17 protein-coding genes are annotated in these 13,520 nt (G+C 38.7%); 11 read left to right on the forward strand and 6 right to left on the reverse strand.

Annotated elements, in window-relative coordinates:
* Positions 1-934 precede the first annotated feature (934 nt).
* From MLE14_RS10970 to MLE14_RS10980, 3 genes are read left to right on the forward strand one after another with little or no spacing between them, the layout of a single operon-like run.
* Positions 935-1,678 (forward strand): ABC transporter ATP-binding protein, encoded by a 744-nt coding sequence (locus tag MLE14_RS10970; RefSeq protein ID WP_243298417.1) that lies wholly within the window; start codon positions 935-937, stop codon positions 1,676-1,678.
* Entirely contained in the window at positions 1,656-2,717 is a 1,062-nt protein-coding gene (locus MLE14_RS10975) for an ABC transporter permease (RefSeq protein WP_243298418.1), read from the forward strand. Before MLE14_RS10970 ends, MLE14_RS10975 begins: the two co-directional genes overlap by 23 nt.
* 30 nt (positions 2,718-2,747) lie before the next feature.
* Positions 2,748-3,416: a TetR/AcrR family transcriptional regulator gene (locus MLE14_RS10980; RefSeq protein WP_243298419.1), complete on the forward strand. Its 669-nt coding sequence runs from the start codon at positions 2,748-2,750 to the stop codon at positions 3,414-3,416.
* A gap of 25 nt (positions 3,417-3,441) precedes the next feature.
* On the opposite strand, the gene MLE14_RS10985 is transcribed toward MLE14_RS10980, so the two are convergent.
* Entirely contained in the window at positions 3,442-4,146 is a 705-nt protein-coding gene (locus MLE14_RS10985) for a nucleotidyltransferase domain-containing protein (protein WP_243298420.1), read from the reverse strand.
* 167 nt (positions 4,147-4,313) lie between these two features.
* Here MLE14_RS10985 and MLE14_RS10990 point away from each other — a divergent pair, with 167 nt between their 5' ends.
* On the forward strand, positions 4,314-5,084 hold the full coding sequence (locus MLE14_RS10990) for a class I SAM-dependent methyltransferase (protein WP_243298421.1): 771 nt from the start codon (positions 4,314-4,316) through the stop codon (positions 5,082-5,084).
* A 19-nt stretch (positions 5,085-5,103) separates the two neighbouring features.
* On the opposite strand, the gene MLE14_RS10995 is transcribed toward MLE14_RS10990, so the two are convergent.
* Both MLE14_RS10995 and MLE14_RS11000 read right to left on the reverse strand, forming a co-directional pair.
* Positions 5,104-5,448, reverse strand: a complete 345-nt coding sequence (locus tag MLE14_RS10995) for a hypothetical protein (protein ID WP_243298422.1) — start codon at positions 5,446-5,448, stop codon at positions 5,104-5,106.
* A gap of 42 nt (positions 5,449-5,490) precedes the next feature.
* Complete coding sequence (locus MLE14_RS11000) at positions 5,491-6,273, reverse strand: serine hydrolase (protein WP_243298423.1); 783 nt, start codon at positions 6,271-6,273, stop codon at positions 5,491-5,493.
* 91 nt (positions 6,274-6,364) lie between these two features.
* Between MLE14_RS11000 and MLE14_RS11005 the strand changes: the two genes are divergently transcribed.
* Positions 6,365-7,087, forward strand: coding sequence for a YwaF family protein (locus MLE14_RS11005; RefSeq protein ID WP_243298424.1), 723 nt, complete (start codon positions 6,365-6,367; stop codon positions 7,085-7,087).
* 37 nt (positions 7,088-7,124) lie between these two features.
* Here MLE14_RS11005 and MLE14_RS11010 read toward each other — a convergent pair whose 3' ends face one another.
* Complete coding sequence (locus tag MLE14_RS11010) at positions 7,125-8,414, reverse strand: polysaccharide deacetylase family protein (protein WP_243298425.1); 1,290 nt, start codon at positions 8,412-8,414, stop codon at positions 7,125-7,127.
* A gap of 159 nt (positions 8,415-8,573) precedes the next feature.
* Here MLE14_RS11010 and MLE14_RS11015 point away from each other — a divergent pair, with 159 nt between their 5' ends.
* Complete coding sequence (locus MLE14_RS11015) at positions 8,574-8,828, forward strand: YciI family protein (protein ID WP_243298426.1); 255 nt, start codon at positions 8,574-8,576, stop codon at positions 8,826-8,828.
* A 62-nt stretch (positions 8,829-8,890) separates the two neighbouring features.
* The gene (locus MLE14_RS11020) at positions 8,891-9,619 is read left to right on the forward strand and encodes a glycerophosphodiester phosphodiesterase (protein ID WP_243298427.1); all 729 of its coding nucleotides are present in this window, start codon (positions 8,891-8,893) and stop codon (positions 9,617-9,619) included.
* 85 nt (positions 9,620-9,704) lie between these two features.
* On the opposite strand, the gene MLE14_RS11025 is transcribed toward MLE14_RS11020, so the two are convergent.
* On the reverse strand, positions 9,705-10,232 hold the full coding sequence (locus tag MLE14_RS11025) for a hypothetical protein (protein WP_243298428.1): 528 nt from the start codon (positions 10,230-10,232) through the stop codon (positions 9,705-9,707).
* 324 nt (positions 10,233-10,556) lie between these two features.
* Between MLE14_RS11025 and MLE14_RS11030 the strand changes: the two genes are divergently transcribed.
* On the forward strand, positions 10,557-10,871 hold the full coding sequence (locus MLE14_RS11030; RefSeq protein ID WP_243298429.1) for a winged helix-turn-helix transcriptional regulator: 315 nt from the start codon (positions 10,557-10,559) through the stop codon (positions 10,869-10,871).
* Between the two features lie 161 nt (positions 10,872-11,032).
* On the opposite strand, the gene MLE14_RS11035 is transcribed toward MLE14_RS11030, so the two are convergent.
* Positions 11,033-11,566, reverse strand: a complete 534-nt coding sequence (locus MLE14_RS11035; RefSeq protein WP_243298430.1) for a YceI family protein — start codon at positions 11,564-11,566, stop codon at positions 11,033-11,035.
* A gap of 689 nt (positions 11,567-12,255) precedes the next feature.
* Here MLE14_RS11035 and MLE14_RS11040 point away from each other — a divergent pair.
* From MLE14_RS11040 to MLE14_RS11050, 3 genes are all read left to right on the forward strand, one after another.
* Positions 12,256-12,765 (forward strand): hypothetical protein, encoded by a 510-nt coding sequence (locus tag MLE14_RS11040; protein WP_243298431.1) that lies wholly within the window; start codon positions 12,256-12,258, stop codon positions 12,763-12,765.
* Between the two features lie 72 nt (positions 12,766-12,837).
* Positions 12,838-12,981: a hypothetical protein gene (locus MLE14_RS11045; protein WP_243298432.1), complete on the forward strand. Its 144-nt coding sequence runs from the start codon at positions 12,838-12,840 to the stop codon at positions 12,979-12,981.
* A 99-nt stretch (positions 12,982-13,080) separates the two neighbouring features.
* The gene (locus MLE14_RS11050) at positions 13,081-13,503 is read left to right on the forward strand and encodes a hypothetical protein (protein WP_243298433.1); all 423 of its coding nucleotides are present in this window, start codon (positions 13,081-13,083) and stop codon (positions 13,501-13,503) included.
* Positions 13,504-13,520 lie beyond the last annotated feature (17 nt).

Genomic DNA, 13,520 nt, shown 5'->3' on the forward strand with positions numbered 1-13,520 from the left:
CAATACTAATTTGTGTCCAAGATGATTGAGGTGAATTCGGACAGGTTTGCTGAATTCTAAGGCATTTGTGTCCGAATGAGGGGCTCATTCGGACAGCTTTCCTGTATTTTACGCCTTTCCTGTCCGAATCAGAGGCTCATTCGGACAGATTTCCTGTATTTTACGCCTTTCCTGTCCGAATCAGAGGCTCATTCGGACAGCTTTCCCGTATTTTACGCCTTTTCTGTCCGAATCAGAGGCTCATTCGGACTGATTTCCTGTATTTTACACCTTTCCTGTCCGAATCAGGGGCCAATTCGGACAGCTTTCCCGTATTTTACGTCTTTTCTGTCCGAATCAGACTATCATTCGGACAGATTTGCCGAATTCTAAGGCATTTGTGTCCGAATCAGAGGCTCATTTGGACAGATTTCCTGTATTTTACGCTTTTCCTGTCCGAATCAGAGGCTCATTCGGACAGATTTCCTGTATTTTACGCCTTTCCTGTCCGAATCAGAGGATCATTCGGACAGCTTTCCTGTATTTTACGCCTTTCCTGTCCGAATCAGGGGCTCATTCGGACTGATTTCCTGTATTTTACGCCTTTCCTGTCCGAATCAGGGGCTCATTCGGACAGCTTTCCCGTATTTTACGCTTTTCCTGTCCGAATCAGGGGCTCATTCGGACTGATTTCCTGTATTTTACACCTTTCCTGTCCGAATCAGAAATCTTTATAAAACCATTAGTGTCGAAAAAAACAATCTTTCGAAAAAAAGCCTTTTGGTATAAATGCCTTGTTAATCTAAGTCCGTTAAAGACATCCCCACTTCTTTAATAAAACAAGTTTATAAAAAAAGTAAGTAATTACTCACTTTTTGGTTGACATCCCCCACAAAGAGCATATTATATAAAGTGAGTAATCACTCACCAAACTGATTCCTAGGAGGGAGCAAGTATGAGTGTAAGTATTGCCATTGAAAATATTAGTAAGAGCTTTGGCAAAAAAGTCGTTTTAAACCAAATTGATTTAAAGATTGAAGAAGGAAAGATATACGGATTTATTGGTCCTTCTGGTGCAGGCAAAACCACGTTAGTCAAAATGATAGTTGGAATGGATCGTCCTGATTCAGGAACGATTCATGTCTTAAACAAAAAGGTGCCTAACCTAGAATTATTGCAGGAAATAGGTTACATGGCACAATCGGATGCCTTGTATACGGAGCTCACCGGTAAAGAAAATCTTCAATTTTTCGCTTCCCTTTTCCGGCTAAAAAGGGCTGAAATGAAGGAGCGCATTGCTTACGCTGCTGCGTTAGTGAACCTCACCGGCGATTTAAACAAAAAAGTTTCGGCCTATTCTGGCGGGATGAAACGCCGACTATCGCTCGCGATTGCTTTAATTCAAAATCCAAAAATACTAATCCTGGATGAACCAACTGTTGGGATTGATCCAGAATTAAGACTGAGTATCTGGAATGAGCTGCTTCGATTAAAAACCGAAGAAGGCAAAACAATTATTGTTACGACTCACGTTATGGACGAAGCGGAAAAATGTGATTTTATTGCAATGGTCAGGGACGGTGCGATCTTAGCAAGTGGTACACCGGCAGAATTAAAGGATTATTATCAGGCTGAAAGCTTTGATGAAGTATTTTTAAATGCGGGGAGGGTTAACCATGAGAATCGCAGCCCTAATTAAAAGAATTTGTCTGCAAATGTTTAGGGAAAAACGGACGCTTGGACTATTGTTTGTCGCACCTTTACTGATTTTATCTCTTATGTATCTTTTATTTAATGGAGAAGCGGTTGATTCAAAATTAGGAGTAGCTAATATCGAAGAAAGTCTAATCGGCACATTGGAGGATGCTGATATAGTCATAAAACAATACGATTCAATCTCTGAAGCTTCTAAACTAGTTGTCAGTGAAGACTTAGATGGTTTCTTGGCAATGGATAATGGAAACTTTATCTTAACCTTACAAAATAGTGATCCTACTTCCGCGAGAGCAATACAAATGAAAATTAATCAAGTCATCGGTGCCGAGGCTCAGGCTCAATTGGTCAATCAGATTGGAGGTCACGTTGACATTCCCCAAGTAAACATAGAAACAGAATATGTGTATGGAAATAGTGAGACTGGTTTTTTTGATGTACTAAGTCCGATATTGGTAGGTTTTTTTGTATTCTTCTTTGTGTTCCTGATTTCGGGAATTGGTCTGTTAAAAGAGCGAACAACAGGGACACTGGAGCGATTAATGTCTACCCCAATCCGCAGAGGGGAGATTGTAGCATCCTACTTAATCGGTTATGGTTTATTTGCTGTGCTCCAAACCTTTATTGTAGTCTTATATTCCATAAATGTTTTAGATATGATCCTTATTGGCTCGATTTGGAATGTCATCTTTATTAACCTTCTGCTTGCGCTTGTTGCCCTTTCGCTGGGTACACTTTTATCAGCTTTTGCTGCGTCTGAATTTCAAATGGTTCAATTTATCCCTGTCGTTGTGATTCCGCAAGTCTTTTTTTCCGGCATTATTCCGCTTGAGGGGATGGCTGAATGGCTGCAGGCACTTGCTAAAATCATGCCGATTCATTATGCTGCCGATGCTCTAAAGGATGTCATGTACAAAGGACATGGACTCAAGTCGATTAGTGGGGATATTCTAGCTTTAACTGTATTTGCTGTCATCTTTATTGTCTGTAACATATTCGCTTTAAAGAGATACCGTACGTTATAATAAGGACAGATTTCTAAGGAAGTGGTCTCTATGTCTAAGCACAACCTTTTGGATGCAATGATTGCCCAAACAAAACGATCAAAGAAACAAACCGACAAACAGCAAAAAATTGCAGAAACAGCAATCAAACTGTTTGCTGAAAAAGGCTACGCCAACACCTCGACAAGTGAAATCGCAAAAGAAGCTGGCGTGGCTGAAGGAACGATATTTCGTCACTACGGCACAAAGGACAATCTTTTGCTTTCAGTGCTGCTCCCGTTTTTAAAAGACTCTCTTCCGGCTATGGCAGAAGAGGTTTTTAATGAATTGCTGACCGATCAGGTGGTCAGCTTTGAAGATTTTTTACGGGCTTTATTAAAAAACCGGATCGCATTTTTCAATGAAAACAAAGAAATATTTCAGATTTTTGTAAAAGAGGTTCTCTATAGTGAAGCGTTAAAAAATGAGATCCTCCCTTATATATCGGAAAATATCTTCCAGCGAATTGGCAAAGTCGTAAATCACTTTAAAGAACGGGGAGAACTTGTGGATCTGCCAACGGTCACCATACAAAAACTGCTGTTTACCTTAATTGGCGGTTTTCTCCTTACCCGATTTGTATTAATCCCTGACCAAGACGGAACAATTGATGAAAAAGAAATCGATCAGCTTGTTCAGTTTGTTATGGATGGAATTCGAAAGAAAAGCCAGAGCGTATAATTCTCTGGCTTTTCGTCTTTATTTTTTATTTTCCCGCTGAATATCCCTCTGCGAGACGCCCCCCAAACGGTGCGAGTACTTCGTCTGTTAGAGCAATGATTAATTTCTTTTCACCGGTTCGGTAATAGGTATGAAAGGCCTCGTAAAATTTTTCTGCAAACATAGGATTAAATGCAAGCAAAGCACGATATACCCATTTAGAAGACCCTAGCCACTGCTGATTGGTACGCAGAATAAATTCATGGATCAGGTTGGCTAGTGCATTGGCTATCCATAGCTCTTCTTTCGGGTTCTCCGCTCCAATGAAGTCGTCCAAGACATCGGTTACCATATACCTTTTTGATTGGATCGTTTCTTCTGACCATGGCTTTGGTCCCGCTTCTAAGAGTCCTTCCGCTTCCTTTTTAACCTTTTGTATAAAATCATGTTCTCTAATAATCTTCCCTTCCGCGATCATCCTGGCAAGCGAAGCTCTCGCGCGATTTCGGTCTGACTCAAAAAACTGATTGTACGAAGCAAAATTATGTACGAACACCTCAATTGGCCAATCAAATGCATAAAACGTTTCCCGATAAGCATTCGGAAGATCTTTTTGAAAAATGACAATATCCAGGTCTGATGTAGATGTTTCCTCTCCCCTAACCACACTTCCTGAAAGAAGAGCACCGTCACAGTCAGAAAAATATTCTGCAATAAACTTAAGAGCAGCTAATTCTGGTGAAAGTTTCATTGTTCTACCCCCAGGGATTTAAGATAAAATTTCCTCAAATCCTATGATTCATTTTTCTTATAATAATATATAAATTTATTCATATTTACTAATACAGTATTCCATCTTAAGATAAAACCATAAAGGGGAAGGGAGGAAGTCGTTTCCTTTGTGAAACGATGATGAATATGGATCATCAACAATCTGTGAAGAAACAGTTCGGGCAAAATGCTCATAATTATGTGACGAGCCCTCTCCATGCCAAGGGAGATGACCTTGCTTGGATGAAACAATGGATAATTGAGAACGGAAAAGGCGGGGTCCATCTAGATATTGCTACTGGAGGAGGGCATGTTGCCCATACATTTGCACCTTTATTTGATCAAGTGATTGCTTTGGATCTAACTCCCGAGATGCTTACAGTTGCGGAAAAATTTATAAAGGAACAAGGTCATTCCAACGTATCCTTCCAATTAGGAGATGCCCAGGCCTTGCCTTTTGCAGACGAAACATTTGATGTCATTACTTGCCGGATTGCTGCCCACCATTTTCCGCGAGTTCAAGTGTTTGTACAGGAAACGTATCGGACATTAAAAAAGGACGGTGTCTTGATCATCGCAGATAATGTTACCCCTGAAAAAGAGGAATTAGATCAGTTTTATAACGAATTAGAGAAAAGACGGGACCCGAGTCATTTCCGTGCTTATAAAAAGTCAGAGTGGATTTCAATGCTTGAAGAAGCAGGATTATGGACAGATTTCCTTGTCACCTTCAAGAAAAAATTTATCTATGAAACTTGGTGCCATAATATGAGTCTGCCTGCGGAGAAAATGAAAGAATTAAATAAATGGATTCTTTCATCCGAAAAATATATAAAGGATTTTTTCAAAGTGGAAGTAAAAGAAGATACGGTACAGTCGTTTCAGGGGCAATCTGTTGTGGTTGTAGCATCAAAATAAAAACTAACAGAGCGACTTTCTATGGGAAACGGCATTTTACTACCGGTAGTTTGACATTTACTACCGGTAGCCGGGCTTTTACTACCGGTAGCCCGACTTTTACCTCCGCTAGCCGGGCTTTTACTACCGGTGACACGACCTTTACTTCCGCTAGCACGACTTTTACTTCCGCTAGCCTGACTTTTACTTCCGCTAGCCTGACTTTTACTTCCGCCAGCACGACTTTTACTTCCGCTAGCACGACCTTTACTTCCGCTAGCACGACCTTTACTTCCGCTAGCACGACCTTTACTTCCGCCAGCACGACCTTTACTTCCGCCAACCTGACTTTTACTTCCGCCAACCTGACCTTTACTTCCGCCAACCTGACTTTTACTTCCGCCAGCCAGTATTTATCGTTTAGAACTTAAGACATTAGACATTCATACACGTATTTCCCAATTTGCCTGATGGCTTGCCTGCCGGTTTCATTATGTTCTAATTGGTCAGTCAGGACGGCTATGTACGCTGTTTTTTCTCCGGCGGTTGTAATCATACAATCATGTTCTGCCCTATCTAATTCTCCTGTTTTGTTATAAACTTTCACTTTTTCAGCATCGATATAGGCAGGCAGCTTATGAGTGAACTGCTGCTGAGCCATGATTGAAAGAATCGCTTGAGAGCTGTTGTGTGATAAAAATGATGCCTGATGAATGGTTTTTAAACAGCATGCGATATCACTTGCACAGGTTATATTTTCAATTCCTTTTTCTTTAGATTCAAGGTCCATTAATTTACGATTCAGCTGAGTATACTTCAAGCCTAAGTCCTTTATACAGGATTGAATTACATCTAACCCAATCAAATCTATTAACATGTTGGTGGCTGTGTTATCGGAGACCGTAATCATTAGCGTCATTAAATCCTGAACAGTTACTCGAACTGGGTCTGAAAAGGAAGCTATTACGCCGGAACCTCCTACTTTTTCTTGCTTAGGCACATGGATTATTTCGGCAGGATCTATTATTTTTTGCTCAACTTGGCGATATCCGGCTATTAAAATAGGAATCTTAATCAGACTTGCGGATAAAAAGATTTCATCACTGTTGACTTTGATTTTTTGGTCACCAATTGCAATAAAAGCACTAAATCTGCCTGAAAATTGGTCGTTTATTGCCTTTATTTTCTCTTCTAATACAACTGTGTTCATATGATTTTCCCCTTCCCTTTTGGTATTATTTTTTATCTTTACTCTATGGGGCAGTCTATTCGTTTGGTTATATGAGTCTGGAGGTGATTCGATGTTCGAAGCATTAGTAAGTGCCAATAGTCCCTATTCTTCCTTTAAGCTATTTTCGGTTTCCCACCTCGTTATCATCGTGTTTACAATTATGCTTATTGCTGGATTTTATAAATGGAAAAAACCATTGCAGCCATATCGGGATTTGATAAGATGGGGATTGCTTTTTGCCTTAATAGGTTCCGAAATTTACTTTAATGTATGGAACATCGTAATCGGAGAATGGAGTTTACTTTATACTCTTCCTTTTCAGCTTTGTTCGATTTGCATTTACTTATGTACATTTATGCTCCTCACCAAAAATTACAGACTGTTCGAGATTGTCTATTTCTTAGGATTAGCCGGAGCTACTCAAGCCATTTTAACGCCTGAGCTTTTTTATGATTTCCCACATAGCCGATACTTTCAGTTTTTTATAGCTCATATTGCTATTATACTTTCACCGCTTTATATGACATGGATTGAGGGTTACCGAATTCGCTTTAATTCTGTGATAAGAGCCTTTCTTACATTAAATGTTATTGCGGCTGCTGTTTTTTTAATAAATGTAAGGCTTGGGGCCAATTATATGTTTCTTATGCGGAAACCTAATAACACCAGTTTGCTTGACTTCCTCGGTCCATATCCAAGGTATTTGATTGCATTAGAATTTATTGCATTTTTCTTATTTTTGCTTTTGTATTTTCCATTTTATCAAAGAAATTCTAAGAATGAAGTCATGTGAATAAAAAAACCCAATCCTATCAGGACCGGGTAATATCCTATTTATACGGTTCCAGCTCTAATAATGTTGCTACATCAACGAGCTCAAAATTGCGTTTTTGCAGTTCTTCGATAATAATTGGTAGTGCTTTTGGAGTTTCCACTCGTTCCTTCGACGTGTGCATAAGTATAATATCTCCGTTTCGGATATTTGAAGCGACATTTTCCACAATTTCCTCACTTACGGCTCCATCTGCCCAGTCAATCGTGTCAATTGACCATAGGATAATATTATAGCCCTCTTGTTTCGCTGCGTTTACGACATCTAAGTCAGTATCCCCAAATGGAGGGCGGAAAAGAGCTGGAGCCTTACCGATAACAGCCTCGATCGCTGCTTCGGTCTTTTGCAAATCTTCTACAACTCCCTGAAAATTCTTCGACTTTAGATTTTCATGCAAGTAGCTATGACCTAACACAAGATGTCCGCTCTCGGCTGCTTTTTGAACCACATCCGGGTATTTCTCCACATTCTCTCCTACAAAAAAGAACGTTCCTTTTACACCATACTGATCTAAAATATCAATGACGGAATTGGTTACATTTTCTTCATCAGGCCCATCGTCAAAGGTTAAGGCGACCATTGGTTTATCTGGTCCGTTTAGCCACATATTGCCGTAGCCTTGTGCAAAAACCTGGATGTCTTTTCTCCATGCCAGCATATTTTCCCACGTTTCAGCCGGAAGATGACCAGACGTTCCTTTAATGTCCAGTACGTACTCTTGTGTCGTTGTATCCAATGTCTTTTCACTAAAAACTGAAATATGATGAACTCCTTCTTCTTCTTGCGGAATGATAAATTTTAACTGAAACTCTTCATTAAGCTGATATACGTAAATTTGATCGGTTCCGTAGTATCGATTTTCATCCGGTTCTCCTAATGCCTCTTCAATCATGGAATAAGTGATAGAATGAAGCGATTCACTGTAGGAACGCAGGTCAAAGACTGGTCCTTCTTTTATATAGCCAACTGTTACTCCTTTTTCTGTATAATCAGCATAATACCCGTAACCCGCCTGATTCACCCGGTCAGGTTCTCCCCATTCTGCTTTTATTTCTTGAAAATTAGTTTTTCCTATTTGAAATGGGGCATCTTCTACAATCCCAGCTTCAGCAGCAGCTACTATTGCCGAAATGAGATCATCTTGCTCGCTAGGATTAGGATCGAGTGCCGATTCGTCCTCTGAGTTTTCCGATACTTCCTCTGGCCTTGGTTGGTCCACCTTCGCTTCACAAGCTGCCAATAATAATATGAATACGGTTCCAATAAAAATCACAAATTTTTTTGACAAACTCTTCTCCCCTTCCCTTCCTCTATTTTATCATCTGGAGATCTACTAATCTTTAAAAATTTTCGGATAGCTTAATTTCCTGCTTTGGTTAGATTTTCAGCTGCAATAAAATCCTGTATGATGAAAAAGAGATGATGAAACGAAAGGAAGAGATGAACTATGCCATATTATGCAGCTTTGTTACATATGCAAAATCCCGAAATCAATCAAACATATCGCCCAGATCATTTGGAATACCTCGAAAATCTAAAGGAACAAGGTAAGGTGTATCTCAAAGGGCCATTTACCGACGGAGCTGGGGGACTTGTGATTTATAAAGCAGATTCACTTGAAGAAGCTAAACAATTAGCGGAAAATGATCCTTATGTAAAACTTGGGGTCAGAAGACTTGAATTGCACGAGTGGAGTATCTAGGTGTTGGGCCTGTCGCCGCTCGCAAATTTGTCTTATAGATAATCAGGACTGGAGTTGCTGGGATGAGTAAAACACTTATTTTTGCCCATCGAGGAAGTAAAGGCACCCACCCCGAAAATACGTTGGCTGCCTTTCAAAAAGCCATAGAATTAGGGGTAGATGGAATTGAATTAGATGTACACGTGACAAAAGATGGTGAGCTTGTTGTGATTCATGATGAAACGGTTGACCGTACGACAAACGGAACCGGTCGAATTTGCAATCTGACATTAGCGGAAATCAAGCAATTCGACGCTGGCAGCTGGTTTTCTCCAAATTTTGCTGACGAAAAAATTCCTGCCCTGACAGAAGTACTGCAGCTCTTAAAATCAACAGATATCCTTATTAATATAGAAATAAAATCTGATATCATTGCTTATGAGAATATTGAGGAAAAGGTACTGGCTGCAATTAAGAATAGCGGATTGAACGAAAGCCAATTTATTATCTCCTCCTTCAATCATTATTCTGTCGCGCGTTTTAAAAAACTGGCACCCCAAATCGAGACAGCGATTTTATTTATGGAAATTCTGTTAGACCCATGGGAATATGCAGCCAATATGGGAGCATCTGCGCTTCATGTGTATGAACCAGTAGCCTTTACTGAAATGTCCAAGTGTGCTATGAAACATGGCTTTCCGGTACGAGTATTTACAGTCAATAGCCACGAGCATATGAGAGCTCTTATGGACTTACAGCTTTCAGCTATTTTCACTGACTTCCCTGAGGATGCCTTACGGATAAGAGATTAAATAAAAATTTTTGGATATAGAAACTCGCTGACATAAAGTACAAAAGATCAAGGAAGATTTTTTCTCCCTTGATCTTTTATTTCTATTACATAAATACCATATCGAAAGTTGGAGCAGATACACCAACTTTTTCAAATACTTTATTTACAGCATCGATATAGTTTTGTTTTAGAGTTTCTGCTTCTGTTAAATCTTCACTGCCCGCCTGAAGAATTTCAGCTTTTTTAATGTAGAATTGGCTGATGATGTTGGCAGCATCTGTAAGATCTTTTTGATAATCAGCCAGTGTTTCTGGAATTTCAATAGCTGCAATTTCATCAGAAATAGCTGCAGCTGCATCAGCTGGCTTCACTTCAGCTGCTTCAATGCCTTCAGGTGTCGTAAACCCTGCGAATGTTGCTTCTGCATTACGAATCACTTTAATGACTTCACCTTGGTAAGAAAGCAAATCTGTTTTTCCTTCATTGGATACTTCATTTTCTTCTGCTGCAGGTGCTGCAGTTTCTTGTGCCTCTTCTGATGAACTTCCGTTATCGCTCGATTCAGAATTACTTCCGCATGCTGCTAGCACAAGTACTAACATTGAAACTAAAAGCAATAAAAACTTTTTCATTATGTGTATCCCCCTAATGAATATCTGTTTATTTATCCTGACTGTTGCTAATTGTACCACTTTAGTAAATTTTTTCAATCCTTTTAATTCGAAAAACGAAGTATATTAAAATATTTATTTTTTATGAATTGAGTGATAATTTATAAATTTCGTTTGATTTTTAAATTTTATTAAAATAATGTTAAATACGGGCTAGTTATCTTAAACCGGAGATCCCGAAAATTTATCAAGACATTTCGCTAATCCTGTTAAAATGTGCATTTTTATTTATTTTCATATGTTGAAAAGCTATACTATACTCAAGTAACCCTCGAGGTGATATGAATGAAGGAGTCATCATTGTGTCCAAAACTGGAAAAGGCAATGGAACTAATCGGCAAGCGCTGGACCGCTATGATTATTTATCAGTTATTAAAAGGTTCCCACCGTTTTTGTGAAATTGAAAGTTCTTTTCCTATTAGCGGCAGACTTTTATCAGAAAGACTCAAGGAATTAGAAAGCGAAGGAATCGTGAAGCGCGAAGTATTTCCGGAAGTTCCCGTGCGTGTGGAGTATTCCCTTACTGAAAAGGGGCAAGCTCTTGCACCTCTCATGAAGGAACTAGAAAAATGGTCTGATCAATATGTAAGTGTTCAATAAGATACCGCCCTCCTTAAGAGCTGGCGGTTTTTATTGGATTGCAATCGGGATATAAACAACTTATCTTCCTCTTTCTCATCCATGTGTCCATTATCAAGTCGATTCTCACAAAAACAAAAAAGGTGCTCCGTTTGTCACGAAACACCCCGCTTCATTTATTATTATGCTTGTTTAGTCGCTTCAATTTGGATTGAGATTTTTACTTCATCTCCAACTAAAACTCCGCCAGTTTCTAATGCAGCATTCCAAGTTAGGCCATAGTCACTGCGCTTTATTTTTCCTTCCCCACTGAAACCGGCTACTTCTGCACCCCAAGGGTTTTTGCCTTGACCCTGGAATTCTACAGTGAATGTTTCACTTCGTGTAACACCATGAATAGTTAAATCACCCGTTACTTCATATGCCCCTTCTCCAGATTTCACAATATTAGTTGCTTTAAAAGTCATGTTTGGGTGGTTTTCAACATCAAAGAAATCTCCTGAACGCAAGTGATTATCACGGTCTTCGTTGCGGGTATCAACACTTGCAAGATCGACACTGAATTCAATAGCAGCCGTCGTTAAATCAGCTGGATCTGCTTCAATCGCTGCTTCAAAGTTTTTGAAGCCTCCTTTAACTGTTGCAAACATCATGTGTTTTACAGCAAAATCAATGCTGCTGTGAGTAGGATCAACCGTCCATTTTGTTAATGGCATACTCCTCTTCCTCCTTTTACTTACTTTTAGTAAACTCATATACAAATTAAAGAATACTAACTTTTAGTAAGTATGTCAATTTAAAAACTATCAGAAAACTGATAAAAAATTAAATATTTATTTCCCCTGCCCTGTACCGTAAATGAACCCTTGTATATTCCAGCTTTCTAAGACACAACCTAAGGTTATCAAACTAAAAGTCGAGTTGAATACTGTTATGGCGCTTAATACTTATATTTTCATCTCCATTATTTGTGTAATTGTATTTGCCCTTTCAAAGAAAAAAGCACATGAATTCGAGCTGTTACTTATAATTTTATTAATCGAATTTTTATTTTTAACCTACTTCGCAATCATAAGCACTAATTACAGTTACATTAAAATATCGACTAAAGCTCAAGATTATGTGACATATCAAATATTTGAAATTGTACTTCTTCCCATGTTAGTACTTCTTACGATAAGCTACACATCATTTTTAAAATCGGCCTTTGCCAAATGTCTGCTTGGGCTCACATTGGTTGGCGTCCTATGCTCTATCGAATATTCACTTCTCAGACTAATCATCATCGAATATAAAGGCTGGCATTTTTTCTATTCGATTACAGCGTATAGCCTAATTTTTATATTGATACAAACGGCTAAGCACTGGTTCCGGAAGATACTAATCAACGAGGGAATGATCAAGCATGATTCTTCCTAAAAACTTCGACCAAAATGAATGGTTCATTTTAATATCTCTTATTGCAGTAATATCGATTATTTGCTTTTTACCAAAACGATTCCCTCATAGTATTACGATCCTAATTTTTGCTTACGCTGTAACGGTCGGCCGTGTTACGGATCGGTTTTTAGCAGCACCGTGGGCTGACTTTTACGATATTATGGATACGGGCAAATTTGATTTGTTTGATTTGTTTTCCTATGTTTTGTATGCGATGTTTAGCTACCTTTTTATCTACATATTTCACCGGATGAAGATGAAAGGCTTATTGATTCTCGTATATATTGTATTATGGTCCCTTTTTTCAGTTGGGTTTGAATGGATATCAGCTCAATTTGAGGTTGTGAAATATAAGGGTTGGGTTCCTTATCTATCCTTTAACTATTACTTAGCAATCGAAGCTTTAACGCTTTTATTTTTTACTTACCTCAAAAAAGTGTATAGAAAAACGGTTTTAAAACAATATGAGTGGTGACATTTCCCAAGAAAAAAAAGAGAAGCATGGTTCAAACTAAGTGTACCCCCCGATAAACAAGGAGGGATTTTCATGGCTGAACAATGCTTTTACTGTTTAAGAGAAGTTGACGACAATCAGCTTCATTTTGTAACCTTTTTGGCTTCAATGAATGAACGTGAGGAAGCTTTATGTAACGAATGTTACCAAGAATGGCTGCAAGGGATTAAAGAATAATGTCGGCTTGGGTATACCCCAATCCGGCATTTTTTGCCGTTAAAATCGAATATACACAGATTTTAGAAGAGTAACAGAAGGAATGGTTTTGCTTTTGAAATGAAAGGGAAAATTGTTCCTGTTCAGGAAAAAATCGATGGAAGAACAAAACCGAGAGCTTGGATCCGCAAAACAGATAATGAAGTAACGTTCGTGGCTCTTTATTCATATCACCAAACAGAGGGCAGAACATTTATGAATATAGCTCTTCCCCTTCCCTGGACCTCAATGATTGGAATCTTAGAGCTGAGTCAGAGAGAAAAACAGCTTCAATTAACAAGTAAACGACTTAAAACGAGCGATGCCGATTCGGGTATTTATGTAACTCTTAGGGACAAGCTATTTAAATTGCCGCTCGAAGAATGTTTTCAGGTATCTGAAATCCAAGAAGGAGTTTTAAAAGCTCATCATCAAATGTGGATTATTTCAATTCCCTTTTTATCAATCGAATATGATATTTTTCATAAAGATTATTTGCATTAATCGAAGAAAAACAACCA

It is taken from the genome of Bacillus litorisediminis (assembly GCF_022808645.1).
Taxonomy (GTDB): Bacteria; Bacillota; Bacilli; order Bacillales; family JC228; genus Bacillus_BF; species Bacillus_BF litorisediminis.